This is a genomic window from Microbacterium esteraromaticum, assembly GCF_014084045.1.
Lineage (GTDB): Bacteria > Actinomycetota > Actinomycetes > Actinomycetales > Microbacteriaceae > Microbacterium > Microbacterium esteraromaticum_D.
This window is the reverse complement of the sequence record NZ_CP043732.1, coordinates 2,139,701-2,163,094: the sequence shown is the minus strand read 5'-3', so window position 1 is coordinate 2,163,094 and position 23,394 is coordinate 2,139,701. Positions and strand designations below refer to the sequence as shown.

The following is a 23,394-nucleotide window of genomic DNA, read 5'->3' as shown; positions in this document are numbered from 1 at the left end:
ACGGCGTGAACCCGCCGTGCCCCGAGCCGTAGCCACGGCGCACTCCGCTCAGCTCGACGGCGAACGGCGTCTCGGGGCTCGCGTCGTGTCCGGTGCCGCCGTCTCGGGGAGCCGTCGTGGCCGGGGCCGGTGCTGTGCTCTGCATTCCTCCAGCGTGGCGGGCTCGGCCTCGTCGACGCCGGAGGCGGATGTCACGATGTCGGCATGACACATGTCATGCCGACATCGCAGGACTCAGGATGCCGGCAGCAGCGCTCCGTCGAAGAAGGCGCCGAGCTCGTCGACGGCACCGAGCGGCAGGATCGCGGCGACGTACTGGTCTGGCCGCACGACCACGACGACACCGTCGCGCGACAGCTCGCGCGCCTCGTAGATGTCCGTCTCGTTCCATTTGCTGGGTGCCGCCGCGTAGACCTTCTCCCAGTCGGTGAGGCCGAGCGGGCCGGTCTTCGGCGCGAACAGCTGCGGCACCGTGGTGACCTCGACGTCCTCGTAGGAGCCCTGGTGGATCGCCTTCACATCGAAGACGGAGTCGACGTCGGCATCGGCCGGCGTGAATCGGGCGAGGACCGGCGCGGCCTCGTCGGCCCAGGCGCTCAGACGCTCGCCGGAGGCGTCGCCGAAGGCGTACACGCGCCACCTGCCGTCGGCCCTGGCGTGATGGCCGAGGTGGATCACGTTGCCGTCGCAGACGCGGGTGACCTGGGCCGACTTGAACCGCTTGCCCAGCGGGAATCCGGCGGCGAGCCCCTGGTGCGCGTCTGAGCCGATGATCATCGACGAGGTGTACTGCGTCATGAACCCCGAGGGGAACTCGGCGGTGCCGAGGTAGAAGGTCGCGAGCTCCTGCGGGTCGGAGATCTCCTCAGGCTTGCGCGCCATCAGGCTCGACCACTCGCGGTCGAAGTCGATCAGCTGCTGCGCGACGGGATGCCGCTCGGCGCCGTACGTGGCCAGCAGCGTCTCGGGGCTGCGACCGGTGAGCACCGAGCCGAGCTTCCAGCCGAGATTGAAGCCGTCCTGCATCGAGACGTTCATGCCCTGGCCCGCCTTCGCGCTGTGCGTGTGGCAGGCGTCTCCCGTGAGGAAGACGCGGGGGGTCCGTCCGCTGCCGTCGATGACGTCGTCGAAGCCGTCGGTCACGCGGTGACCGACCTCGTAGACGCTGTGCCAGGCGACGTCCTTGACGTCGATCGAGTAGGGATGCAGGATCTCGTTGGCCTTCGCGATCACGGCGTCGAGCGGGGTGTGCTTGATCTGCCTGTTGTCGTCGGCGGCGACCTCTCCCAGATCGATGTACATGCGGCTCAGGTACCCGCCCTCGCGCGGGATGTGCAGGATGTTGCCGGCCTCCGCGTTGATCGCGCACTTGGTGCGCCAGTCGGGGAAGTCGGTGTTGACGAGGACGTCCATGACGCCCCAGGCGTGCGCGGCCATCGCACCCACATGCTTGCGGCCGATGGCCTCGCGCACGCCGCTGCGCGCGCCGTCGCAGCCGGCGACGTACTTGGCGCGGATGGTGCGCTCCGTGCCGTTGTCGTCGACTCGCACCTCGACCGGGTACTCGCCCTCGTCGTGGACGGTGAGCCCGAGGAAGGCGACACCGTAGTCGGGCACGATGCGGCCGGGGCCGTTCGCGGCCGCCTCGGCGAAGTAGTCGAGCACGCGCGCCTGGTTGACGATGAGGTGCGGGAACTCGCAGATGTCGTAGGCGTAGTCGGCCGTGCGGGCGGTGCGGACGATGTTCTGCCGGTTCTCGGGGTCGGGGCCCCAGAAGTTCATCCAGCCGATGTTGTAGGCCTCGGCCACGATGCGCTCGGCGAAGCCGAACGCCTGGAAGGTCTCGACGCTGCGCGGCTGGATGCCGTCGGCCTGGCCGAGCACGAGTCGGCCGTCCCGCTTCTCGATGATGCGCGTGCTCACGTTCGGGTACTGCGACATCTGCGCGGCGAGCAGCATGCCGGCGGGGCCGGATCCGACGATGAGCACGTCCATCCGATCGGGCAGCGCGTCCGGCCTGTCGACGCCGATGCCCTCGGCGGGCAGGACCCTCGGGTCGTGGGAGACATAGCCGTGGTGGTGGAACTGCATCGTCGTCGATTCCTTCCGGCGTGTTCTATATTCGAACACAACGTTCTACTATTGAACAGATGATATCCGAGGCGACGACGCCACGACAAGGGAAAGGAGGAGACCGCATGGCCGCCCCCGCATCGCAGACGCTGAGCCGTGGCATCCGGATCCTTGAGACGCTCGCCGACGGCCCGCTGTCGATCGACGAGGTCGCCACCAGGCTCGAGGTGCATCGCTCGATCGCCTACCGCCTGCTGCGAACCCTCGAGGACCATCGCCTCGTCGTCCGGGACGCGTCAGGCCGCGCGGCCCTCGGACCGCGCATGGCGGCTCTCGCCGCAGGCGTCGCCCACGATCTGCAGGCCGAGGCGCTCCCCGAGCTGACGGCCGTGGCGAACGAGCTCGGCCTCACAGCGTTCCTCGCCGTCCTCGACGGCGACGAGGTGATCACCCTCACCAGCGTCGAACCGCGCCATGCGGGCGCGAACGTCGCGCAGCGTCCTGGCACCAGGCATCCGGTCACGGTCGGCGCGCCCGGCAAGGCGATCCTCGCCCAGCTGCGGGATGCCGAGTGGCCGGCGCTCGGCGAGGCGCTGCATGCCGAGGTCACCGCCGTGCACGAACGCGGCTATGCCGTCAGTCACGACGAGGTGATCCCGAACCTCACGTCGGTCGCCGTCCCCCTGCCGCTACGCGGCAAGCGCCCGGCCGCTCTCGCCGTCGTGCACATGGCGTCCCCGATCGAGGACGCGGAGATCGCCGCGCTCCTGCAGCGCTCAGCCGGGGTCATCCGGGCATCCCTCGAGGGCTGACAGCTCAGGTGGATGCAGGTCTGAAGGACGATCCTGATCGATCGTCCTTCAGACCTGCAGAGCTGCTTCAGAGGCGACTGCGCTCAGTCGGTCGCGCCGACTCCCTGCAGAGGACTGCGCGCCTGCTCGTCCTCGTGATCGATGCCCAGAGGCAGACCCGAGCGGTCGCGGAAGGCGAGCGTGGCAAGCAGCCCGATCACCGTCATGATCGCGAGGTAGATCGTCACCGAGCCGGTGCCGCCGGTCGTCTGCACCAGCCACTCGGCGACGGTGGGCGCGAAGGCGCCACCCAGGATGGCACCGATCGCGTACGAGATCGAGACGCCCGAGAAGCGGACGGATGCCGGGAAGATCTCGGCATAGAAGGCCGCCTGCGGGCCGTAGGTGAAGCCGAGCCCGATCGAGAGGATCATCAGCCCCAGCGCGAACGGCACCAGCTCTCCGGTGTTGACGAGCGGGAACAGCGCGAACACGCCGACCAGCTGCAGCGCCCAGCCCAGGAGGTACGTGCTCCGACGTCCGATGCGGTCGGAGAGACCGCCCGCGAACCAGGTCGAGACCAGCCAGACGATGGCGCCCAGCGCGACGGCCCAGAGCACCTCGGGCCGCGTGAGGCCGAGGCCGTTGGTCGCGTAGCCCTGGATCCAGCCGCCGGTGGTCATGTATCCGACGGCGTTGTTGCCGGCGAAGACGAGCGCCGCGATCACGACGACCAGGCCGTAGTTGCGGAACAGCGCGACGATCGGAGTCTTGGTCTGCGCGGCGCGCTCGGCGATCTCGGTGAAGACGGGACTCTCCTCGACGCTGCGGCGGATCCACCAGCCGACGAGGATCAGGACGACCGACAGGAGGAACGGCACGCGCCAGCCCCACTCGAGGAAGGCGTCGCCGGGAGCGATCATCGACATGATCGCGATCACGGCACTCGAGAGAAGAAGGCCGAGCGGCACTCCCACCTGCGGCGATGCACCGTAGGCGCCTCGCCGCGAACGGGGTGCGTGCTCGACGGCCATCAGCACCGCGCCGCCCCACTCGCCGCCGGCCGAGACGCCCTGAAGCACACGCAGCAGCACGAGCAGGGCGGGGGCGACGACGCCGATCACCTGGTAGGTCGGCAGAAGACCGATCAGCGCGGTCGCGACGCCCATGCCGAACAGAGTGATGACGAGCACCTTCCGTCGGCCGATGCGGTCGCCGAAGTGACCGGCGAGGAACGCTCCGAGCGGGCGGAAGAGGAAACTCAGCCCGACCGTCAGGAAGGCCAGGATGCGCCCGAACTCAGGACCCGCCGGTTCGAAGAACAGCACCCCGAACGCGAGCCCCGACATGGCGGCGTAGGTGAAGAAGTCGTACCACTCGATGGTGGTGCCGACCACTGTCGCGAAGATCACGCGACGCCGGTCGGCGCCGCTCGCAATGGTTCCGGTGGGGGTGAGCCCTCCGTCTGGCTGTGCGCTCATGTCAGCTCCTCTGCTGTGACACCTGTTGTGACACCGTCGTCCAGGGTGGGTCAGGGACGCTTGCCACCCGAGGCAGGATCATATACGATTTCGAATACGACGCACAAGGACTTCACGAGTCACCCCCGTGCACCCACGCAAGGAGGCGCCCCATGACCGAGCTCGCCGGAGCAGGCAAGATCATCGCGATCCACCTCAATTACGTCTCGCGCTCCGATCAGCGCGGCCGCCGTCCCGCGGCCCCCTCCTATTTCTTCAAGCCCGCCAGCTCGCTCGCCGGCACCGACGGCACCGTCGAGCGCCCCGCCGGCACCGAGCTGCTGGCCTTCGAGGGCGAGATCGCCCTGATCATCGGCACCGCCGCCCGGCGCGTGCCGATCTCCGAGGCGTGGGCGCACGTGGCATCCGTCACCGCGTCGAACGACCTCGGCCTGTACGACCTGCGCGCCAACGACAAGGGATCGAACGTCCGCTCCAAGGGCGGCGACGGATACACCCCCGTCGGCCCCGCGCTCATCGACGCGGCGTCGGTCGATCCCGGCGACCTGCGTGTGCGCACCTGGGTGAACGGCGAGCTCGCCCAGGACGACACCACCGCCGGCCTGCTCTTCCCCCTCCCCCAGCTGGTGGCCGATCTCTCGCAGCACTTCACGCTCGAGCCGGGTGACATCATCCTCACCGGCACTCCGGCGGGGTCGAGCGTGATCGCGCCGGGCGACGTCGTCGAGGTGGAGGTCGACGCCCCGCATGCCCCAGGCAGCCCCACATCCGGTCGCCTGCGCACCACGGTCACCCAGGGCGAGGTGGAGTTCGACCCTGCACTCGGCTCGATGCCCGCCGTCGACGACCTGCAGCGCGCCGAGGCGTGGGGCTCGCGTGAGCTCGCAGGGCTCCCTCCCGTCGAGCAGCAGTCCACTGGCCTCTCCCCCGAGCTGCGCGCCAAGCTGCTCGATGCTCCCACCGCGGGCCTGTCGAGCCAGCTGCGCAGGCGCGGGCTGCACTCGTGCTTCATCGACGGGCTCAGCGCCAACCTTCCCGGCTCGAAGATCGTCGGCACGGCCAAGACCCTCCGCTTCGTTCCCGCCCGTGAGGATCTCTTCACGACCCATGGCGGCGGCTACAACGCGCAGAAGCGCGCCTTCGACGCCGTCCGCGAGGGCGAGATCATCGTCATCGAGGCCCGCGGCGACGAGACCACCGGCACGCTCGGCGACATCCTGGCGCTGCGCGCGAAGACCAGGGGCGCAGCCGGCGTCGTCACCGACGGCGGCGTTCGCGACTTCGACGCGGTCGCCGATATCGGCCTCCCCGTCTTCTCGAAGGGCGCGCACCCCTCGGTGCTCGGTCGCAAGCACGTGCCCTGGGAGTTCGACGTCACGATCGGATGCGGCGGCGCGACCGTGCAGCCGGGCGACGTCATCGTCGGCGACGGCGACGGCGTGATCGTCATCCCCGCCGATCTCGCCGAGGAGGTCGCCGACGCGGCTCTCGCGCAGGAGGACGAGGATGCCTGGATCGCCGAGCAGGTGGCTGCGGGCAATCCCGTCGACGGGCTCTTCCCGATGAACGCCGAGTGGCGCGCGAGATACGACGCGCGCGAGCGGCCGGACACGGCGGCGGGCGAGCGGGGCGAGGCGAGATGCGGTGCACTGAGCGAGCGGAGCGAGGCGAAGTGAGCACCCTCGTCCGCGAGGGCAGCAAGTCCGAGCAGGCGTACGCGTGGCTGCGCGCGCGCATCGCCTCGCACGCCTACGGTCCGGGCTACCGGCTCGTGCTCGGCGCGATCGCCCGTGAGCTGAAGATGAGCGTCGTGCCGGTGCGCGAGGCGATCCGGCGTCTCGAGGCGGAGGGCCTCGTGACCTTCGAGCGCAACGTGGGCGCTCACGTGTCGCTGATCGACGAGAACGAGTACGCCCACACCATGCAGACGCTCGGCCTCGTCGAGGGCTCGGCCACGGCGCTGTCCGCTCCGCTGCTCGACGCCGAGGCGCTGGACCGCGCCGCGGAGGTCAACGAGCGGATGCGACAGCTGCTCGACCACTTCGACGCGCACCGGTTCACCCAGCTGAACCAGCAGTTCCACTCCGTGCTCTTCGAGCCGTGCCCCAACCCGCACATCCTCGACCTCGTGCACCGCGGGTGGGGCCGCCTCTCGGGCATCCGCGACTCGACCTTCGCCTTCGTACCGGGCCGGGCCCGGCATTCGGTGCACGAGCACGAGCAGATCCTGCAGCTGATCCGCGACGGCGCCGAGCCGCTCGAGATCGAGCTGGCCGCACGAAACCACCGCTGGCGCACCCTCGACGCGTTCCTGGCTGCCCGGCACTCCCACACCAGCGAAGAAGGACGATGATGACCGACGTCTACACCCCCGCAGACCTGCCCTCGAAGATCCAGCACTACATCGACGGCGAGTTCACCGACTCGATCGACGGCGACACGTTCGAGGTGCTCAACCCCGTCACCAACGAGACGTACGTGCACGCCGCCGCGGGCAAGAAGGCCGACATCGATCGCGCCGTCGCCGCCGCCCGCCGCGCCTTCACCGATGGCCCGTGGCCGCGCATGCTGCCGCGCGAGCGCTCGCGCGTGCTGCACCGCATCGCCGACATCGTCGAGTCGCGCGACGCCCGCCTCGCCGAGCTGGAGTCGTTCGACTCGGGTCTGCCGATCACCCAGGCGCTCGGCCAGGCGCGCCGCGCCGCCGAGAACTTCCGCTTCTTCGCTGACCTGATCGTGGCGCAGGCGGATGACGCCTTCAAGGTGCCGGGCAAGCAGATGAACTACGTCAACCGCAAGCCGATCGGCGTCGCGGGCCTCATCACCCCGTGGAACACCCCGTTCATGCTGGAGTCGTGGAAGCTCGGCCCGGCGCTCGCAACCGGCAACACCGTCGTGCTCAAGCCCGCAGAGTTCACGCCGCTGTCGGCATCGCTCTGGGCCGGGATCTTCGAGGAGGCGGGCCTGCCGCAGGGCGTCTTCAACCTGGTCAACGGCCTCGGCGAGGACGCGGGCGACGCGCTCGTGAAGCACCCGGATGTGCCGCTGATCTCGTTCACGGGCGAGAGCCGCACCGGCCAGATCATCTTCGGCAACTCCGCGCCCTTCCTCAAGGGCCTCTCGATGGAGCTGGGCGGCAAGAGCCCTGCCGTCGTCTTCGACGACGCCGACCTCGAGACCGCGGTCGACGCCTGCATCTTCGGCGTCTACTCGCTCAACGGCGAGCGCTGCACCGCAGGCAGCCGCATCATCGTGCAGCGCGGCATCTACGACGAGTTCGTCGAGCGCTTCGGCGCCCTGGCGAAGCGCGTCAAGGTGGGCCTCCCCCACGACCCGACCACCGAGGTCGGCGCGCTGGTGCACCCCGAGCACTACGACAAGGTGATGAGCTACGTCGAGATCGGCAAGACCGAGGGTCGCCTGATCGCCGGAGGCGGCCGACCGGAGGGCTTCCCCACCGGCAACTACGTCGCCCCGACCGCATTCGCCGATGTTGCCCCCGACGCCCGCATCTTCCAGGAGGAGATCTTCGGCCCGGTCGTCGCGATCACGCCCTTCGACACGGAGGAGGAGGCGCTGGCCCTCGCGAACAACACGAAGTACGGTCTCGCCGCCTACATCTGGACCAACGACCTCAAGCGCGCGCACAATTTCGCAGGCGCCGTCGAGGCCGGCATGGTGTGGCTCAACTCGAACAACGTGCGAGACCTGCGCACACCGTTCGGCGGCGTCAAGGCATCCGGGCTCGGGCACGAGGGCGGATACCGCTCGATCGACTTCTACACCGACCAGCAGAGTGTGCACATCACTCTCGGCGCGCCCCACAACCCCGCCTTCGGCAAGCAGGACCTCGACGACCCGGACCCGCGCTGACCGGCCGCCGGAACAGACAAGCAAGGACGCTGACATGACCGACCACGATGGCAAGACCCTCACCTCCTCCGGCTTCTACGTGAGCCAGGAGGCGCCGATCCACACCGATGACCCCATCGCGACGCCCGTCGCGACGCCGCCGGACATCCTGCGCTGCGCGTACATGGAGCTCGTCGTCACCGACCTCGCCGCGTCGCGGCAGTTCTACGTCGACATCCTCGGCCTGTACGTCACCGAAGAGGACGACACCTCGATCTACCTCCGCTCGACCGAGGAGTTCATCCACCACAACCTGGTGCTGCGCAAGGGAGACCTCGCTGCCGTCGCGGCGTTCTCGTACCGGGTCCGCACGCCAGAGGACCTCGACCGTGCCGTCGAGTTCTACACCGAGCTCGGCTGCGACGTCCGTCGCAACCCGGACGGTTTCGTCAAGGGCATCGGCGACTCGGTGCGCGTGGTCGACCCGCTGGGCTTCCCGTACGAGTTCTTCCACCAGAGCGAGCATGTCGAGAGGATGTCGTGGCGCTACGACCTGCACATCCCCGGCGAGCTGGTGCGTCTCGACCACTTCAACCAGGTCACCCCCGATGTGCCGCGAGCCGTGCGCTTCATGCAGGACCTCGGCTTCCGCGTCACCGAGGACATCCAGGACGGCGAAGGCACCGTGTACGCGGCGTGGATGCGCCGCAAGCCCACCGTGCACGACACCGCCATGACAGGCGGCGACGGCCCGCGCATGCACCACGTGTGCTTCGCGACGCACGAGAAGCACAACATCCTCGCGATCTGCGACAAGCTCGGGGCACTCCGTCGCTCCGACGCCATCGAGCGCGGCCCCGGCCGCCACGGAGTCAGCAATGCGTTCTACCTCTACCTGCGCGACCCCGACGGCCACCGGGTCGAGATCTACACACAGGACTACTACACCGGCGACCCCGACAACCCCGTGGTCACCTGGGACGTGCACGACAACCAGCGCCGCGACTGGTGGGGCAACCCCGTCGTGCCCAGCTGGTACACCGACGCCTCGCTCGTGCTCGACCTCGACGGCAACCCGCAGTCCGTTCTCGCCCGCACCGATTCGAGCGAGATGGCGGTGACCATCGGCGCCGACGGGTTCTCGTACACCCGCCCCGATGAGGGCGCGGAGTCGATGCCCGAGTGGAAGCAGGGCGAGTACAAGCTGGGACACCAGCTGTGACGCTGCCCGCCGAGACGATCGCGGCCCTCGCCGCCGAGCTCGCCGAGGCCGAGCGGACGCGCGGCGTGATGCCGCGCATCACCGCCAGGCATCCGGATGCCACGATCGAGGACTCGTACGCCATCCAGGGCGTCTGGCGCGACTCGCAGGTCGCCGCCGGACGCCGCCTGGTGGGGCGCAAGATCGGCCTGACCTCGCGCGCGATGCAGCAGGCGACCGGGATCACCGAGCCCGACTACGGCGTCATGTTCGACGACACCGTGTACCGCTCGGGTGACGAGATCCCGTTCGACGACTTCTCGAACGTGCGCATCGAGGTCGAGCTGGCCTTCGTCCTCAAGTCGCCGCTCGAAGGACCGGACTGCACGCTCGACGACGCCCTCGCCGCGATCGACTACGCCGTGCCCGCGCTCGAGGTGCTGAACTCGCACATCGAACTCGAGGGCCGCACCATCGTCGACACCATCAGCGACAACGCGGCGTATGGCGCGATGGTGCTGGGCGACGTGCACCTGCGCCCCGACGAGATCGACCTGCGCTGGGTGCCCGGCGTGCTGTCGAAGAACGGCCAGATCGAGGAGACCGGCGTCGCGGCCGGGGTTCTCGGTCATCCCGCCACGGGCGTGGCGTGGCTGGCGAACAAGTTCCACCAGCACGGTGCGCGCCTCGAGGCGGGCGAGATCATCCTGGCAGGATCGTTCACACGGCCCATGTGGGTCGAGCGCGGCGACGAGGTGCTGTGCGACTACCGCGAGATGGGGACCATCGCATGCCGCTTCGTCTAGAGCCCACCTTTCGCGACGCTCTGGCTGACGCCGCTCGCCCGCTGATCGGGATGTGGCTGAGCACCGGAACCACCCTGAACGCCGAGATCTGCGCCGGATCGGGCATCGACTGGCTGCTGATCGACATGGAGCATGGTCCGAACACCATCGTCTCCGTGCAGCAGCAGCTGCAGGTGATCGCCGCGTACCGGGTGCCCGTGGTCGTGCGGGTGCCGGTGAACGACGCGGTGATCATCAAGCAGGTGCTCGACACCGGCGCGCAGAACCTCCTGGTGCCGATGGTCGCGTCTGCTGCCGAGGCGCAGGCGGCGGTCGCCGCCGTGCGATATCCGCCCGAGGGTGTGCGCGGGGTCGGCTCAGCACTCGCCCGCAGCGGCCGCTGGGGCCGCGTGGCCGGGTATGTTCCGACCGCGTCGGAGACGATCTCGCTGTTCGTGCAGATCGAGTCGGCGGATGCCGTGAAGGCGGCCGCCGAGATCGCGGAGGTCGATGGAGTCGACGGCGTGCTGGTCGGGCCGGCCGACCTTGCGGCGTCGATGGGCTACCCCGGTCAGCAGTCGCACCCGGACGTCCTCGGAGCCGTCCAGCGCGTGTTCGAGGCGGTCACCGCAGCCGGGAAGAAGGTCGGCGTGAACGCCTTCGACCCGGCAGGAGCCGACGCGTTCCTCGCCGCGGGGGCGCACTTCCTCTCCGCAGGCGCCGACGTCACGGTCCTCGCCCGTGGCGCGGAGGCGCTCGCGGCGCGGTTCATCCCGACATCGGGATCGGGCAGCGCCGACGCGTACTGACGCTGTTCGCCACGGCGTCGGAGCCCCCTCCGGCGCCGATCAGGCGGTCGCGACCGCCGCGGCGGCCATGCGCGCGGCCAGTCCCCGCGCTGTCAGAGCACGGGCCCCTGAGGCGTCCTGCACGATCGACGCCATGCGCTCGGAGTAGCCGATGCAGTCGAGGAAGATCCAGTCGACGCCCTCCGCCGCCAGCCCCCTCGCCGCCGAGGCTAACTCCGCGTCGTCCGCCGTGTACGGATCGACGGCGCCGATGCTGACCCGACGGCCGAGGTCGTGCCGCCAGCGTGCGGCGATGTCGTCGACCTGCCGCAGGGTGGGGACGAGCACCCCCAGCCGGTCCTCGCCGACGAGCGTCGCGGCAGCACCGCGGGCGAGGCGCTCGGCCGTGTAGACCGGCACCGGCGAACGCAGCTCGGGCAGGTGACCCGTGCACAGCACCAGCACGGCTCCCGCACCGTCGGCGACCACCGCGTCGACCGCGCGCTGCACGAGCGGCAGCATACGCTCCTCGTCGAGCACCGCCGAGGAGCCGTCGCGCAGCCGCGACACGAGCGCCGCACGGCCCTCAGCGGGTGTCAGCTCGGCGATCTCCGCGGGAGTCAGCTCATCCAGCGCGCCGCGTTCGACGATCCGGATGCCGGGCAGCAGCGGCTCGATGTCCGGCACGACGTCGACGCGCGGGGCCTGTCCGATCGTCACGCATCCGAGGATCATGCGACCGCCTCCGCGGCCCGCAGTCCTGCCTCCACGACGGCACGTCGCGACGCACGGTCTCGCGCCGCCGCAGGATCCGGCTCCGGCACCGCGGCCAGCAGCGCACGCGTGTAGGGCTCCTGCGGATCGGCCAGCACGTCGGCGCAGCGTCCGGCCTCCACGACCCTGCCGTGGTTCATGACGATGACGTCGTCGGCCATGAACTCGACAACCGCGATGTCGTGCGAGATGAACAGGTAGCTCAGGCCGAACTCGTCCTGCAGGTCTTTCATCAGGTTGAGCACCTGGGCCTGCACCGACACGTCGAGCGCCGACACCGGCTCGTCGCACACGACCAGGCGGGGCTTGAGCATGAGGGCCCTGGCGATGCCGATGCGCTGGCGCTGGCCGCCTGAGAACTCGTGCGGATAGCGGTCGGCGTGCGCCGCCTCGAGCCCGACCGTCTCGAGCATCTCGGCCACTCGACCGCGCACCTCACGGCGGCTGAGTCGCTCGTGCAGCTCCAGCGGCTCGGCGAGCAGCCGGCCCACCGTCCAGCGAGGGTCGAGCGATGCGTAGGTGTCCTGGAACACGATCTGCATCTGGGATCGCCGGCGGCGCATCTCCTCGGCGCTGAGACCCACCAGGTCGACGCCGTCGTAGACCACGCTGCCCGCGGTCGGCTCGATCAGCCGCAGGGCACATCGGCCGGTCGTCGACTTGCCCGAACCCGATTCGCCCACGATCGCGAGGGTCGTACCCTCTTCGAGATCGAAGTCGACCTCGTCGACGGCGCGGAACAGCGGGTCGCCCCGCTTGGCGCCCCTCTGCTGGTACTCCTTGACGAGTCCTCGGACGCTCAGCAGCGTGCTCATGACAGTCCTGCCCTCTCGGCGACGGTAGGGAGCCGGTCCTTGCCGGCGTTGCGCGACGGCATCGACTCCAGCAGTCCACGGGTGTACGGATGCTCTGGCGCGCGGAACAGCGCATCGACGTCGGACTTCTCGACGATCTCGCCCCGGCGCATCACGACCACGCGGCGGCAGGTCTCTGCCACGACGCCGAGGTCGTGCGTCACGAGCAGGACCGCCGTGCCGTGGCTCTCCTGCAGGTCGAGCACGAGATCGAGGATCTGCGACTGCGTGGTCACATCCAGCGCCGTCGTCGGCTCGTCGGCGATCAGCAGGTCGGGCTCGCACGACATCGCCATCGCGATCATCGCGCGCTGCCGCATGCCGCCCGAGAGCTGATGGGGGTACGACGCGGCGGTCTGCGCAGAGCGGTGGATGCCCACCATGTCGAGCAGCTCGATCACCCGCGCCTTCGCCTGGGTCCGGCTGAGCTTCAGGTGCCTGCGCAGCGGCTCGGCGATCTGGAACCCGATGGTGAAGGCGGGGTTGAGTGCCGTCATCGGCTCCTGGAAGATCGTGCCGATCCGGCGCCCGCGGATGTCGCGCATCCGCGACGCGCCGAAGCCGGCCATGTCGTCGCCGTCGAACAGGATCCGCCCGCCGACCATCCGCACGGCCCTGGTGGGCAGCAGCTGGATGATCGACATGGCGGTGAGGCTCTTCCCCGAGCCGGACTCGCCGACGATGCCGACAGTCTCGCCACGCTCGATGTCGAAGCTGATCCCGTTCACCGGGGTGCTGGTGCCGTGCGCTGACCGCACCTCGACGGTGAGATCCTCGACGCGGAGAAGAGCCGTCATCGTGATCAGTCCGCCTTGCGTCCGAGCGTCTGCAGGTGGTGCGCCGTGCCGTAGAGCTCGACGAGGTGCGCGAACTGCTCCTCGTCGTGGAAGGCCACCTGACCGGCGCCGTAGTACTTCGCGGTCTCGACGGCGAACCGGGCGGCGAGCTCGATGTCGACCTCGTGGCTGGCGCCGGTCGCACATCCGGCCACAGGCACTGCCGTGGTGATGGCGACCCCGACCACGGGTGCCGAGGTGGCGACCGCGGGCTGCAGGATCGAGTTCAGGTGGTGCAGGTCGTTGCCGTAGGGCGTGATGTCCTGCGTGGCGAGGGGGAACACGACTGCCGAGACGCCGGTGACGCTCTCGGCGATGCCGACGAGGTCCTCGCTCGGTCGCAGGATGTAGCCCTCCTTGACCGTCGGCGAGATGGCGATCCCGCGGTGGTTGATGGTGCGGTTGCCCTTCGTGGTGTCGATCGAGACGATGGCGTCCATCTCGTCGGTGACCTCATGCTCGTTCATCGTGCCCATGTCGACCGGCGAGCCCATGAACGGCACCGGGTCGTGCGGCTCGGTCGGAGCCCACCCGGTGACGTGGGTCGTCACGATGACGTCGCCGGGCAGCTCGTCGCCGCGGGCCTTCATCTGCAGCAGCTTGGCGGCTGCCGACAGCGCCGCCGCTGCGCCGTCGCCGTCGGAGACGAAGCCGATCCGCTCGGGGCGCGCGCCTGCGCCGCCGAGGCGGCCGATCACGCCGAGGGTGGGCGCAGAGCCGCCAGAGCGCTTCCCTGCAGAACCGGGGATGACGACCCGGACGAAGTCGGTCGAGCCGTCGTCGCCGGTGATCGTCTCGACATGGATCTCCGCTCCTTCGGCGCCCTGGGCGCGGAGGTAGGCGGCGAGCGACTCCCCCGACGTCTGCGGGGAGTCGAGCAGGTCGACGACGTCGAGTACCTGGGTGAGCATGCGTTTCTCTCTCTTCTTGAGTGTTCTGTGGTGGCGGTCGGCGGTCAGTCGGTCAGCCCGAGGAAGCGGATGGCGCTCAGCGCGTAGACCTTCGCGGCCAGCACGACGTCGGCGGCGAGCGCCCGCTCGTCGAAGCTGTGGATGGTCTGCAGGTCTGCCGGGCCGTACTGCAGCACGGGAATGCCGTGGCGGCGGAACGTGCGGGCGTCGGAGGACGCCCACTGCAGCACGCCCTGCGCCTCGGGGTCGGAGAGCTCGCGCAGCGCGCTGACGAGGGTCTCGACGACCGGATCGGTGGGCACCGTCCAGTTCGGCTCGCTCGTGAACCCGAGCGGCTCGATCTCGCCCTCGATGCCCTCTTCGGCCAGGATCTCCTCGACGCGCGCCAGCACCTCGGCACGGGAGAGGCCGATGGGCACTCGCGTGTCGAACTCGATCACGCAGGTGTCGGCGACGACGTTGGTGGATGTCCCGCCGTGCACGGTGCCGACGTTGATCGTGACGTGCTCGAAGACCTCGGCCACCTCTGGGGCATAGCCCTCGCGCTGCACGGCGAAGTGCTTGGAGTCGGCGATCAGCTGCCGCACCTCCTCCGGCGCATCGGGGGTCATGTCCCAGAGTCGCTGCAGTGCGATGATCGCCTTGGCGCCGAGCAGGTTGGCGCTGGTGCCGTGCACGGGCTGGAGGCTGCCGTGACCCGGCCTGCCCTGGATCGTCAGCCGGAACCAGTTGCTGCCCTTCTGGCCGATGGTCGGATGGTCGCGCTCGGCCGGCTCGGCGATGATGCCTCCGTCGGCTCCGTCGAGCACGCCCTGGTCGAGCAGCCAGTCGGCGCCCAGGCGTCCGCCGGTCTCCTCGTCGGGGACGGATGCCAGCGACAGCCGCCCCGCGAGAGGCACTCCGAGCCGCTCCAGCAGGATGAAGACGTGGATGAGACCGGCGAGACCGGCCTTCATGTCGCTGGCTCCGCGACCGCGCAGCCACCCGTCGACGACGTCTCCGGCGAACGGCGGGAAGGACCAGCGGCTGACGTCGCCGACCGGGACGACGTCGTGGTGGCCGGCGAAGACGAGGTGGCGCTGCCCCTCGGCCTTCTCGCCACGGTGGGCGACGACGCTCACGCGCCCCTGACCCGCGTCGAAGAGCTCGGCGTCGATGTCGGCACCGCGGAGGTGCCCGGCGATGACGTCGGCGATCTCGGTGCAGTCTCCGAGCGGGTTCTCGCTCGGAGTGCGGATCAGGAGCCCGGCGAGCTCGAGGAGCTCGTCGCTGGTCTCGTCCACTGCCGTGAGGATCCGGTTCTCCCAGTCGGCCTGCGTCATGATTCTCTTCTCTCTTCTCGGGTCAGGGGCGCGCGGCGCGTCACTCGGACTTGCTCAGCTGGAAGAAGCGGATGAGTCCGTCGGGGTACGAGGTGTAGCCCTCGAGGCCCTCGCCGTGCGCTACGGCGATGTTGTACTCGTACAGGTAGGCCCAGGGCGTCTCCTCGTTGATGATCTGCTGCATCTCGCCGTACATCTCGTTGCGCACGTCGGCGTCGGACTCGGTGGCGGCCTGCTTCCACAGCTCGTCGACCCGGCTGTTCGAGTAGTTCATGTAGTTGCTGGTGCCCTCGGAGGTGAGCAGCAGTCCGAGGTGGTAGCCCGGGTCGTTCACGAACGAGGTCCAGCGGCTGATGTACGACTGCACCTGCTTGCCGGCGAGCGCCTCGAGGAACTGCGCGCGCGCCATGTTCGTGATGTTCATCGTCACGCCGATCTTCGCCAGCTCCGCCTGGATGAGCACGGCGTCGTCGTTCCAGTCGGAGAACCCGGAGCCGAGCGTGAACTCGAAGGTGAAGCCGTCGGGGTAGCCCGCCTCTGTCAGGAGCTTCTTCGCCTTGTCGAGGTCGTGCTCGGCGCTGTTGCCCTCGTCCGTGTAACCGGGGGTGGAGCTCGCGACCGACGAGCGCATGGGGCTCGCCTGTCCCTTCATCACGTCGTCGATGAGCTTGTCGTAGGGGATCGCGTAGCTGATGGCCTCGCGCACCTTCGGGTCGTCGAAGGGAGCGATCTCGTTGTTCATCGCGAAGAACAGCACCTTGTTGCTCGGACGCGAGTCGACGACGATGCCGTCGCCGTCCAGTCCCTGCAGGTCCTTGGGCGCGATCTCGAGGGCGGCGTCCACCGATCCCTTCTTGAGCAGCTGCAGGCGGTTGGAGGCGTCGGTGATGAACTTCAGGTTGACGGTGCCCAGTGCCGGCTCGTCTCCCCAGTACTCCTCGTTGCGCGTGAGCTTGGCGGCGCTCGCCGGGTCCCAGCTCTCGATGACGTACGGACCGGTGCCGGCCGTGTGGGTGGCGAGCCACTCGGCACCGCCGTTCTTCTCGACCAGGTCCATGTCGAGGATCGAGAAGGAGTACATCGGCAGGATCTGCAGGAACAGGTGGTTCGGTCCCGTCAGGGTGAACACGACGCTGTCGTCGCCGGCTGCTTCCACGGTGGAGATGCCCGCCATCTCGTACAGGAAGCTGGCGGATGCGGACGACTTGATGTGCTCGAAGGAGCGCACCACGTCGTCCGCCGTGAGCTTCTTGCCCGACTGGAACGTGACGTCGTCGCGCAGCGTGAAGGTGTAGACGGTGTCGGTCGCGTCGACCTCCCACTCCGTGGCGAGCATGGGCGCGATCGTCGCGGTGTCGGAGACGCGCTTGCCGTCGACCTCCTTGGTGCCGTAGGTGACGAGCTGGTCGTATGAGGCGACGACCAGGGTGTCGCTCGTGCCGTCATTGGCCTCCGCCGGATCGAGGGTGTTGCCGCCCTCGGAGTAGGCGATGGTGAGCGTCTGATCGGCCTCTCCTCCGCCGCTGTTCGCGTTGGAGTTCGCATTCGCGACGCAGCCGGCGCTCGAGAGCACGACGGCGATGGCGAGTGCGGCTGCGGAGATCATTCTCTGCTTGCGCATGGATGGTGCCTTTCATGGTGAGGGGATCGGGTACGCGGATGCGGGGCACGCATCTCAGCGGGCTGAGGTTCTCAGGCGGGGATCGAGCACGTCGCGCAGACCGTCGCCGAGGAGGTTGAATCCGAGGATCGAGGTGGCGATCGCGATGCCGGGGAACAGGGTCATCCACCACTCCCCCGAGATGATGTAGCCGCGCGCGTCGGAGATCATGACGCCCCACTCGGCGAGGGGCGGCTGCGCGCCGAGGCCGATGAAGCTCAGCGCGGCGGCGGTGAGGATCGCGTAGCCCATGCCGAGGGCGCAGCGCACGATGATCGGCACGAGCCCGTTCGGGAGGATGTGGCGGAAGAGGATGACGGCATCCTTCAATCCGATCGCCCTCGACGACTCCACGAACTCGCGCTCGCGCAGCGAGACGGTCTGGCCGTACATGATGCGCGCGAACTCGGGGATGCCGACGATGCCGACGGCGATCATCGCGCTGGCCAGCCCTGGTCCGAGCGCCACGGCGAGAGCCATCGCGAGCAGCAGCGAGGGGAAGGCGAGCAGCATGTCCATGAGGCGCATGATGACCATGCCGATTCCGCCTCGGAAGTATCCGGCGATCGCGCCGAGCGGCACACCGATCACGAGCGACACGGCGATGGCGATGACCCCGGTCCAGAGCGACACGCGCGCCCCGGCGAGCACTCTGGAGAAGAGGTCGCGGCCGTAGTTGTCCGTGCCGAAGAGGTGCTCGGCCGACGGCGGCGACAGCAGCGGCCCGGCGTCGGTCAGGTTGGGCGGATAGGGCGACCACACCGCCGTGATGAGTCCGCCCAGGGTCCAGAACAGGATGATGCCCGCCCCGACCATGGCGGAGGGATTGCGCAGCAGCAGCGTGAGCGCGGTCGTGCGACCGCGGCGCGGCGGACGTGCCTGCTGCTGGGCGATGGAGAGCGTCGTGGTCTCAGACATTGCGCACCTTGGGGTCGAAGATTCCCTGTGACAGATCGACGAGCAGGTTGACGATCAGGTAGATGACGGCGGCGAGCAGGGTCATCGCCTGCACGGGCGCGTAGTCGGTGGCGTTGATGGATTCGACCACGTAGCCGCCGATCCCCGGCCAGCTGAAGATCGTCTCGGTGATCACCGCGCCACCCAGGAGCTGCCCGAGTTCGAGACCGATGATCGTGACGATCGAGGGCGCGGCGTTCTTGAGCGCATGGCCGCCGATGATGCGAGCCGGCCCCATGCCCTTCGCGGCCGCGGTGCGGATGTAGTCCTGCCCCAGCACCTCGAGCATCGACGACCGGGTCATGCGCGAGATGATGGCGACCGCGCCTACCGAGAGCACCATGGCCGGCCAGATGAGGTGGGCGAGAGAGCTCTGCAGCGCGACGGTGTCGCCGGTGATGATGCTGTCGATCACGTACAGGCCGGTGACCCGTGTCGGCGGGTTCAGGGCGTCGTCGATGCGGCCGACCGGGGCAGGGGCCCAGCCGAGGCTGCCGTAGAAGACGGAGATCACGATGAGGCCGAGCCAGAAGAGCGGCATCGACGCTCCCAGCAGCGAGATCACCCGGGTGGCGTGGTCGGCGAACCGGCCGCGCTGAGTGGCGCCGAGGATGCCGAGGGGCACCCCCACGAGGATCCCGATCAGGAGGGCCGCGAGCCCGAGCTCGACCGTGGCCGGGAAGCGCGTGGCGAAGTCTTCGGCCACGGGTCGCCCCGTGTGCCACGCGTACCCGAGGTCACCGCGGAGCAGTCCGGTCAGGTAGTCCCAGAACTGCGCCCAGATGGGCTGGTCGAGCCCCATCTGCTCGCGCAGCTTGGCGACGACGGAGTCGGCGGCGTTCTCACCGGCGAGGGTGCGGGCGGGGTCGCCCGGCAGCACGCGGGTGATGACGAAGATGCAGACGACGACGCCCAGCAGGGTGGGGATCATCGCCAGAACTCGGCGGAAGATGATGCGCACTGCTCTCCTTGCTCAGGGCGACGGGATCCCCTCACTATCAGGGCACCCTCATCGCGCGCGCAACACTTTCTCATTATTTGAGACACTGGTGCGCATGGCGACGTCCGAGCCATAGGCTGATGTCACCGAGGGGGAGGAAGACATGGCCGATTCGAGCGGGCGAGCGCCGCTGCAGACCGTCGACCGAGCGCTCAGCATCCTGCTGTCGTTCACCGAGCGACGCACCGACTGGGGCGTCACCGATCTGGCGAAGGAGTTCGACCTCGACAAGTCCGCCGCTCAGCGTCTGCTCAGCACGCTGGCCGCCAGGGGATTCCTCCACGCCGACTCGACGACGCGGCGCTATCGGCTCGGTCCCGCCCTGTGGCGCATCGCCTCGACCTGGGAGCGTCGCGGCGGGATGGCGTCGCTCGTCGAGCCCCTGCTCGCCGAGCTCGCCGACGCCTCGTCGCGCACCGCGGTGTTCGCCCTGGCCGACGGCTCGTACGTGCGGTGCGTCGCCGCCGTCGACGGGGGCACCAGTCCCATGCGCGATCACCCCCTCGTCGGCGAGCTCTACCCCGCACACGCGGGCGCCACCTCGCGCGCGTACTTCGCGTTCCTCTCGGCCGGGCAGCGGCAGCAGCTCATGTATCACCGGCCGCTGGCGAAGTTCAGCGACCTGACCGCCCTCGACGCCGCAGAGATCGAAGCCGACATGCAGAAGGTCGCCGACACGGGCTGGGCGTACTCCGAGGGCGAATACGACCTGAACACCCGCGCCCTCGCCGCCCCGGTGTTCGTCGCGGGACGTCCGATCGGGTCCATCAGCATCGGCGAGCACAAGCGCGAGCAGCTCGGCGACATCCGCGATCATCTCGACGATCTGCTGCGCACCGCGCAGCAGATCGGCGGCCTCCTCTCCGCACACGCGCCTCAGCGGAGGACCCACGCCTGAAACCGCTCCTGCCGTCGATCCCCACCGACGGCTGACCCCCGGTCGGCCTCGGATCTCGCGTGTCGCGCACGGGTGACGGAGCCGGGCTCCGCGCCGTGCCAGGATGAACGGATGCAGCCTCCGAGGATGACGTCGTGAACCGCGGCCTCGCGGCGATGACCGACCGCAACTTCCGCTGGTTCTTCCTCGCACGCGCGATCACCATGGTGACAGGATCGATGTCGTCGATCGCTCTTGCCTTCGCAGTGCTCGAGATCGACAACGACCCGTTCAGCCTCTCGCTCGTCCTGACGGCGTTCACGCTGGCCAACATCGTGTTCGTGCTGTTCGGCGGGGTCGTCGCCGACCGGCTCCCCCGCGCGCTGGTCATCCAGGTCTGCTACGTGATCGACATCCTCTCCATCGGCACGATCGCCCTGCTGCTCTTCACGGGCACCGCGAGCATTCCGGCGGTCGCCGCGCTCGCCGCGCTGAACGGCGCCTCGACCGCGTTCGTGATGCCCGCGATGCAGGGCATCATCCCGCAGCTGACGAGTCCTGAGAACCTGCAGCAGGCCAACGCCATGCTCTCGTTCGTGCGCTCGGCGGTGACCATCGGCGGACCGGTGATCGCCGGCATCCTGGTGACCACGGCCGGCCCCGCCTGGGCGATGGTCGTGCAGATGACCGGCTGGCTGATCGCCATCCCGATCCTGGCGATGGTCAGGCTGCCTCCGCCCGCCGGCGACGGGGGCTTCTCGCTGTTCTCCGATCTGCGCACCGGATGGACCGAGTTCTGGAGCCGGTCCTGGCTGGTCGCCGTGGTGCTCGCGTTCATGATCATGAATGCGATCCACGTCGGCGCGTGGGGGGTCGTCGGCCCGTACATCGCGAAGAACGACGAGCGGCTGGGCATCGCGGGCTGGGGCTGGGTGGTCAGCGCCGAGGGCGTCGGCGTGCTGCTGATGACGCTGGTGCTGATGTGGTTCCCCCTGAAGCGCCCGCTGCGGTACGGGATGCTCGGCATGAGCCTCTTCGCGATCCCGCTGACCATGCTCGGCGTGCACCCGGCCGTGGTCCTCGTCGCGATCGCAGCCTTCCTCGCCGGCGCCGGCGCCGAGGTGTTCAGCACCGGCTGGAACGTCGCGATGATGGAGAACATCCCGCTCGACAAGCTGAGCCGGGTGTCGAGCTACGACATGCTCGGCAGCTTCGTCGTCATGCCGATCGGAACGCTCGTCTACGGCTGGCTGATCACCCATGCAGAGCCGGCGACGGTGCTGATCACCTCTGGCATCCTGTACGCGGTGATCGCCGCGAGCACGACCTTCGTGCCGAGTGTGTGGAAGATGGGCCGGACCGAGGCGGCGACCGTCAGGAGCTGATCACTGCTCCGAGCGGTCAGCGGATCACGAGGCTCGCCGCGCGGCATAGCGATCTCGCAGGCAGCGCGTCGGCGCGTCACAGCAACCTCCGCCAGACTGGCGGGATGAGCTTCGAGACCCTTCGCGCGCTCGCCGACCGCGCCGCCATCTTCACAGCCCTCCGCCAGGATCAGCTGGCGACCGCGACCGGGTCGCTGGGAGAGCACCGATGGGATGTCGACCTCGCCGCCGGGACGTTCACCTTCGCCTCGAATGACGATCCTGCGACCACGATCGACGCGATCCCGCACCTGCTGACATCGATCGCACCGGGTCCGCGCTCGCTGGTCTGGTCGTGGGCGCTGCCGCAGGGCGATCGCACGGGAGTGACCGACGAGCTGCGTGCGTACGGCGAGCAGCACGGCATCCCCGAACTGACTCAGGGCGAGGTCCCGTTCCCCGATGACGCGGCCGACGGCATCGACGACTGGATCGCCGAGATCGCCCACGTGATCGGCGGCGCCGCCGTCGAGATCACCGGTCGCTCGCCGTACTACTCAGCGCCGTTCGGCGGAGGCTCGCGAGCCGTGCTGCTGCTCGATGCGCCCCTGCCTCCGCTCACCGTCGCCGCTGCCCTCGCAGCGCTCCCCCGTGTTCTCACCGAGCTGGCGCCGACCGATCCGCGTTCGTCCGTGTGGGACCTCGCTCGCCTCGCCGGCTGGCGGCTGGCGTGGCTCGACGACGAGTTCTCCGCGGCGGAGGTGTCGGACACCACGGGCGCGGCGACCTTCCGCTTCGACCAGTACGCGCGCATCAGCGGGATCAGCGGCGCGCTCGGCGGGGCCTGAGCCCCGACGCCGGGTCGCCGACGCGGAGTCAGCCCGCCGCGACCTGCCGCTCGGCGGCCTCGACCACGTTCGTCATGAGCAGGGCGACGGTCATCGGCCCCACCCCGCCCGGGTTGGGAGAGATCCAGCCGGCGACCTCGGCGACATCCGGGTGCACGTCGCCGTAGACCTTCGCCTTGCCGGTTTCGGCATCCGTCTCGCGCGTGACGCCCACGTCGAGCACAGCGGCACCCGGCTTGACGTCCTCGGCCCTGATGAGGTGCTTGACCCCCGCACCGGCGACGATCACGTCGGCCTGACGCAGGAAGGGCGACATGTCGGGGGTGCCCGTGTGCACCTGCGTGACCGTCGCATTGATCGCGCGGCGCGTGAGCAGCAGGCCCATCGGGCGTCCGATCGTCACTCCGCGGCCCACGACCACGACGTGCTTGCCCTCGAGGTCCTGACCGTTGCGCAGCAGCAGCTCGATCACGCCTCGCGGCGTGCAGGGCAGCGGAGTGTGGATCGGACCGTTGACGTTGAGCACGAGGCGGCCCAGGTTCGTCGGGTGCAGGCCGTCGGCGTCCTTCGCGGGGTCGATCCGCTCGAGGATCGCGTCGGTGTCGAGGTGCTTGGGAAGCGGCAGCTGCACGATGTAGCCGTGGCAGTCCGGATCGGCGTTGAGCTCGTCGATCAGCGCCTCGACCTCGGCCTGGGTGGCGTCGGCGGGCAGCTCGCGCTGAATCGAGTTCATCCCGATCGCCTCGGACTGGCGGTGCTTCATGCCGACGTACAGCTGCGACGCCGGGTCGGCGCCGACCAGCACGGTCGCGATGCCGGGCACGACGCCCCGTGCGCGCAGCGCCGCGACCCGCTCCGCCAGTTCGGTCTTGATCGCGGCGGCCGCTGCCTTGCCGTCGAGGATCTTCGCAGTCATGTCTGCCTCTTCTCTCCGCTGTCATACCGGCGAGACCTCACCTCCGGCACGAGACGGCGCGCCGTGCGCCCCGTCTCGTGCCGGAGGTGACGTCTCGCGGGTGG

General features: G+C 69.3%; 21 protein-coding genes. 10 read left to right on the top strand and 11 right to left on the bottom strand.

All coding sequences use genetic code 11. From position 1 onward, the window contains the following. Positions 1–234: 234 nt before the first annotated feature. Positions 235–2,091, bottom strand: a complete 1,857-nt coding sequence (locus tag FVO59_RS10155; RefSeq protein ID WP_182252531.1) for an FAD-dependent monooxygenase — start codon at positions 2,089–2,091, stop codon at positions 235–237. 107 nt (positions 2,092–2,198) lie between these two features. Here FVO59_RS10155 and FVO59_RS10150 point away from each other — a divergent pair, with 107 nt between their 5' ends. After that, positions 2,199–2,885, top strand: a complete 687-nt coding sequence (locus tag FVO59_RS10150) for an IclR family transcriptional regulator (RefSeq protein ID WP_182252530.1) — start codon at positions 2,199–2,201, stop codon at positions 2,883–2,885. Between the two features lie 83 nt (positions 2,886–2,968). Here FVO59_RS10150 and FVO59_RS10145 read toward each other — a convergent pair whose 3' ends face one another. Then, positions 2,969–4,345 (bottom strand): MFS transporter, encoded by a 1,377-nt coding sequence (locus tag FVO59_RS10145; RefSeq protein WP_182252529.1) that lies wholly within the window; start codon positions 4,343–4,345, stop codon positions 2,969–2,971. Between the two features lie 152 nt (positions 4,346–4,497). Between FVO59_RS10145 and FVO59_RS10140 the strand changes: the two genes are divergently transcribed. From FVO59_RS10140 to FVO59_RS10115, 6 genes are read left to right on the top strand one after another with little or no spacing between them, the layout of a single operon-like run. Next, a complete protein-coding gene (locus tag FVO59_RS10140) occupies positions 4,498–6,021 on the top strand; it encodes a fumarylacetoacetate hydrolase family protein (RefSeq protein WP_182252528.1) in 1,524 nt (507 codons plus the stop codon). Next, entirely contained in the window at positions 5,985–6,698 is a 714-nt protein-coding gene (locus tag FVO59_RS10135) for a GntR family transcriptional regulator (RefSeq protein ID WP_182252527.1), read from the top strand. The genes FVO59_RS10140 and FVO59_RS10135 overlap by 37 nt, the downstream gene beginning before the upstream one ends. Beyond that, positions 6,698–8,218 (top strand): 5-carboxymethyl-2-hydroxymuconate semialdehyde dehydrogenase, encoded by a 1,521-nt coding sequence (gene hpaE, locus FVO59_RS10130; protein ID WP_182256693.1) that lies wholly within the window; start codon positions 6,698–6,700, stop codon positions 8,216–8,218. The genes FVO59_RS10135 and hpaE overlap by 1 nt, the downstream gene beginning before the upstream one ends. A 34-nt stretch (positions 8,219–8,252) precedes the next feature. Continuing rightward, a complete protein-coding gene (hpaD, locus tag FVO59_RS10125; RefSeq protein ID WP_182252526.1) occupies positions 8,253–9,419 on the top strand; it encodes a 3,4-dihydroxyphenylacetate 2,3-dioxygenase in 1,167 nt (388 codons plus the stop codon). A gap of 2 nt (positions 9,420–9,421) precedes the next feature. Continuing rightward, positions 9,422–10,204, top strand: coding sequence for a fumarylacetoacetate hydrolase family protein (locus tag FVO59_RS10120; protein ID WP_259363540.1), 783 nt, complete (start codon positions 9,422–9,424; stop codon positions 10,202–10,204). Further along, positions 10,189–10,992: an aldolase/citrate lyase family protein gene (locus tag FVO59_RS10115; RefSeq protein ID WP_182252525.1), complete on the top strand. Its 804-nt coding sequence runs from the start codon at positions 10,189–10,191 to the stop codon at positions 10,990–10,992. The genes FVO59_RS10120 and FVO59_RS10115 overlap by 16 nt, the downstream gene beginning before the upstream one ends. A gap of 39 nt (positions 10,993–11,031) precedes the next feature. Here the strand turns inward: FVO59_RS10115 and FVO59_RS10110 are convergent, their stop codons facing one another. The 8 genes from FVO59_RS10110 to FVO59_RS10075 are packed head-to-tail and all read right to left on the bottom strand — an operon-like array spanning position 11,032 to position 19,246. Then, positions 11,032–11,691: an AroM family protein gene (locus FVO59_RS10110; RefSeq protein ID WP_220465662.1), complete on the bottom strand. Its 660-nt coding sequence runs from the start codon at positions 11,689–11,691 to the stop codon at positions 11,032–11,034. An 11-nt stretch (positions 11,692–11,702) separates the two neighbouring features. Further along, positions 11,703–12,560 carry an ABC transporter ATP-binding protein gene (locus FVO59_RS16545; RefSeq protein WP_182252523.1) on the bottom strand — a complete coding sequence of 286 codons (858 nt, stop codon included), beginning with the start codon at positions 12,558–12,560 and terminating at the stop codon, positions 11,703–11,705. Beyond that, entirely contained in the window at positions 12,557–13,396 is an 840-nt protein-coding gene (locus tag FVO59_RS16540) for an ABC transporter ATP-binding protein (protein WP_182252522.1), read from the bottom strand. Before FVO59_RS16540 ends, FVO59_RS16545 begins: the two co-directional genes overlap by 4 nt. Before the next feature lie 5 nt (positions 13,397–13,401). Next, positions 13,402–14,346, bottom strand: coding sequence for a DUF1177 domain-containing protein (locus FVO59_RS10095; protein WP_182252521.1), 945 nt, complete (start codon positions 14,344–14,346; stop codon positions 13,402–13,404). Positions 14,347–14,390: 44 nt separating this feature from the next. Continuing rightward, entirely contained in the window at positions 14,391–15,668 is a 1,278-nt protein-coding gene (locus FVO59_RS10090; RefSeq protein WP_182252520.1) for a M20 family metallopeptidase, read from the bottom strand. A 40-nt stretch (positions 15,669–15,708) separates the two neighbouring features. Next, entirely contained in the window at positions 15,709–17,289 is a 1,581-nt protein-coding gene (locus FVO59_RS10085; RefSeq protein WP_182252519.1) for an ABC transporter substrate-binding protein, read from the bottom strand. Positions 17,290–17,343: 54 nt separating this feature from the next. Further along, positions 17,344–18,246, bottom strand: coding sequence for an ABC transporter permease (locus FVO59_RS10080; protein ID WP_182252518.1), 903 nt, complete (start codon positions 18,244–18,246; stop codon positions 17,344–17,346). Beyond that, positions 18,239–19,246, bottom strand: coding sequence for an ABC transporter permease (locus tag FVO59_RS10075; RefSeq protein WP_220465661.1), 1,008 nt, complete (start codon positions 19,244–19,246; stop codon positions 18,239–18,241). Before FVO59_RS10075 ends, FVO59_RS10080 begins: the two co-directional genes overlap by 8 nt. 142 nt (positions 19,247–19,388) lie before the next feature. Between FVO59_RS10075 and FVO59_RS10070 the strand changes: the two genes are divergently transcribed. The 3 genes from FVO59_RS10070 (at position 19,389) to FVO59_RS10060 (ending at position 22,374) form a co-directional block, all read left to right on the top strand. Continuing rightward, positions 19,389–20,183 (top strand): IclR family transcriptional regulator, encoded by a 795-nt coding sequence (locus FVO59_RS10070; RefSeq protein ID WP_182252517.1) that lies wholly within the window; start codon positions 19,389–19,391, stop codon positions 20,181–20,183. Between the two features lie 134 nt (positions 20,184–20,317). Continuing rightward, complete coding sequence (locus FVO59_RS10065; RefSeq protein WP_182252516.1) at positions 20,318–21,547, top strand: MFS transporter; 1,230 nt, start codon at positions 20,318–20,320, stop codon at positions 21,545–21,547. Between the two features lie 104 nt (positions 21,548–21,651). Beyond that, the gene (locus tag FVO59_RS10060; protein WP_182252515.1) at positions 21,652–22,374 is read left to right on the top strand and encodes a DUF6882 domain-containing protein; all 723 of its coding nucleotides are present in this window, start codon (positions 21,652–21,654) and stop codon (positions 22,372–22,374) included. A 28-nt stretch (positions 22,375–22,402) separates the two neighbouring features. On the opposite strand, the gene FVO59_RS10055 is transcribed toward FVO59_RS10060, so the two are convergent. Continuing rightward, positions 22,403–23,290 (bottom strand): bifunctional methylenetetrahydrofolate dehydrogenase/methenyltetrahydrofolate cyclohydrolase, encoded by an 888-nt coding sequence (locus tag FVO59_RS10055; RefSeq protein WP_182252514.1) that lies wholly within the window; start codon positions 23,288–23,290, stop codon positions 22,403–22,405. Between the last annotated feature and the right edge of the window lie 104 nt (positions 23,291–23,394).

Excerpts from the sequence above, each read along its gene's own strand:
- FVO59_RS10155 (WP_182252531.1), bottom strand. The coding sequence starts at position 2,091 with ATGCAGTTCCACCACCACGGCTATGTCTCCCACGACCCGAGGGTCCTG.
- FVO59_RS10150 (WP_182252530.1), top strand. The coding sequence starts at position 2,199 with ATGGCCGCCCCCGCATCGCAGACGCTGAGCCGTGGCATCCGGATCCTT.
- FVO59_RS10145 (WP_182252529.1), bottom strand. The coding sequence starts at position 4,345 with ATGAGCGCACAGCCAGACGGAGGGCTCACCCCCACCGGAACCATTGCG.
- FVO59_RS10140 (WP_182252528.1), top strand. The coding sequence starts at position 4,498 with ATGACCGAGCTCGCCGGAGCAGGCAAGATCATCGCGATCCACCTCAAT.
- FVO59_RS10135 (WP_182252527.1), top strand. The coding sequence starts at position 5,985 with ATGCGGTGCACTGAGCGAGCGGAGCGAGGCGAAGTGAGCACCCTCGTC.
- hpaE (WP_182256693.1), top strand. The coding sequence starts at position 6,698 with ATGACCGACGTCTACACCCCCGCAGACCTGCCCTCGAAGATCCAGCAC.
- hpaD (WP_182252526.1), top strand. The coding sequence starts at position 8,253 with ATGACCGACCACGATGGCAAGACCCTCACCTCCTCCGGCTTCTACGTG.
- FVO59_RS10115 (WP_182252525.1), top strand. The coding sequence starts at position 10,189 with ATGCCGCTTCGTCTAGAGCCCACCTTTCGCGACGCTCTGGCTGACGCC.
- FVO59_RS16545 (WP_182252523.1), bottom strand. The coding sequence starts at position 12,560 with ATGAGCACGCTGCTGAGCGTCCGAGGACTCGTCAAGGAGTACCAGCAG.
- FVO59_RS16540 (WP_182252522.1), bottom strand. The coding sequence starts at position 13,396 with ATGACGGCTCTTCTCCGCGTCGAGGATCTCACCGTCGAGGTGCGGTCA.
- FVO59_RS10095 (WP_182252521.1), bottom strand. The coding sequence starts at position 14,346 with ATGCTCACCCAGGTACTCGACGTCGTCGACCTGCTCGACTCCCCGCAG.
- FVO59_RS10090 (WP_182252520.1), bottom strand. The coding sequence starts at position 15,668 with ATGACGCAGGCCGACTGGGAGAACCGGATCCTCACGGCAGTGGACGAG.
- FVO59_RS10085 (WP_182252519.1), bottom strand. The coding sequence starts at position 17,289 with ATGCGCAAGCAGAGAATGATCTCCGCAGCCGCACTCGCCATCGCCGTC.
- FVO59_RS10080 (WP_182252518.1), bottom strand. The coding sequence starts at position 18,246 with ATGTCTGAGACCACGACGCTCTCCATCGCCCAGCAGCAGGCACGTCCG.
- FVO59_RS10070 (WP_182252517.1), top strand. The coding sequence starts at position 19,389 with ATGGCCGATTCGAGCGGGCGAGCGCCGCTGCAGACCGTCGACCGAGCG.
- FVO59_RS10060 (WP_182252515.1), top strand. The coding sequence starts at position 21,652 with ATGAGCTTCGAGACCCTTCGCGCGCTCGCCGACCGCGCCGCCATCTTC.
- FVO59_RS10055 (WP_182252514.1), bottom strand. The coding sequence starts at position 23,290 with ATGACTGCGAAGATCCTCGACGGCAAGGCAGCGGCCGCCGCGATCAAG.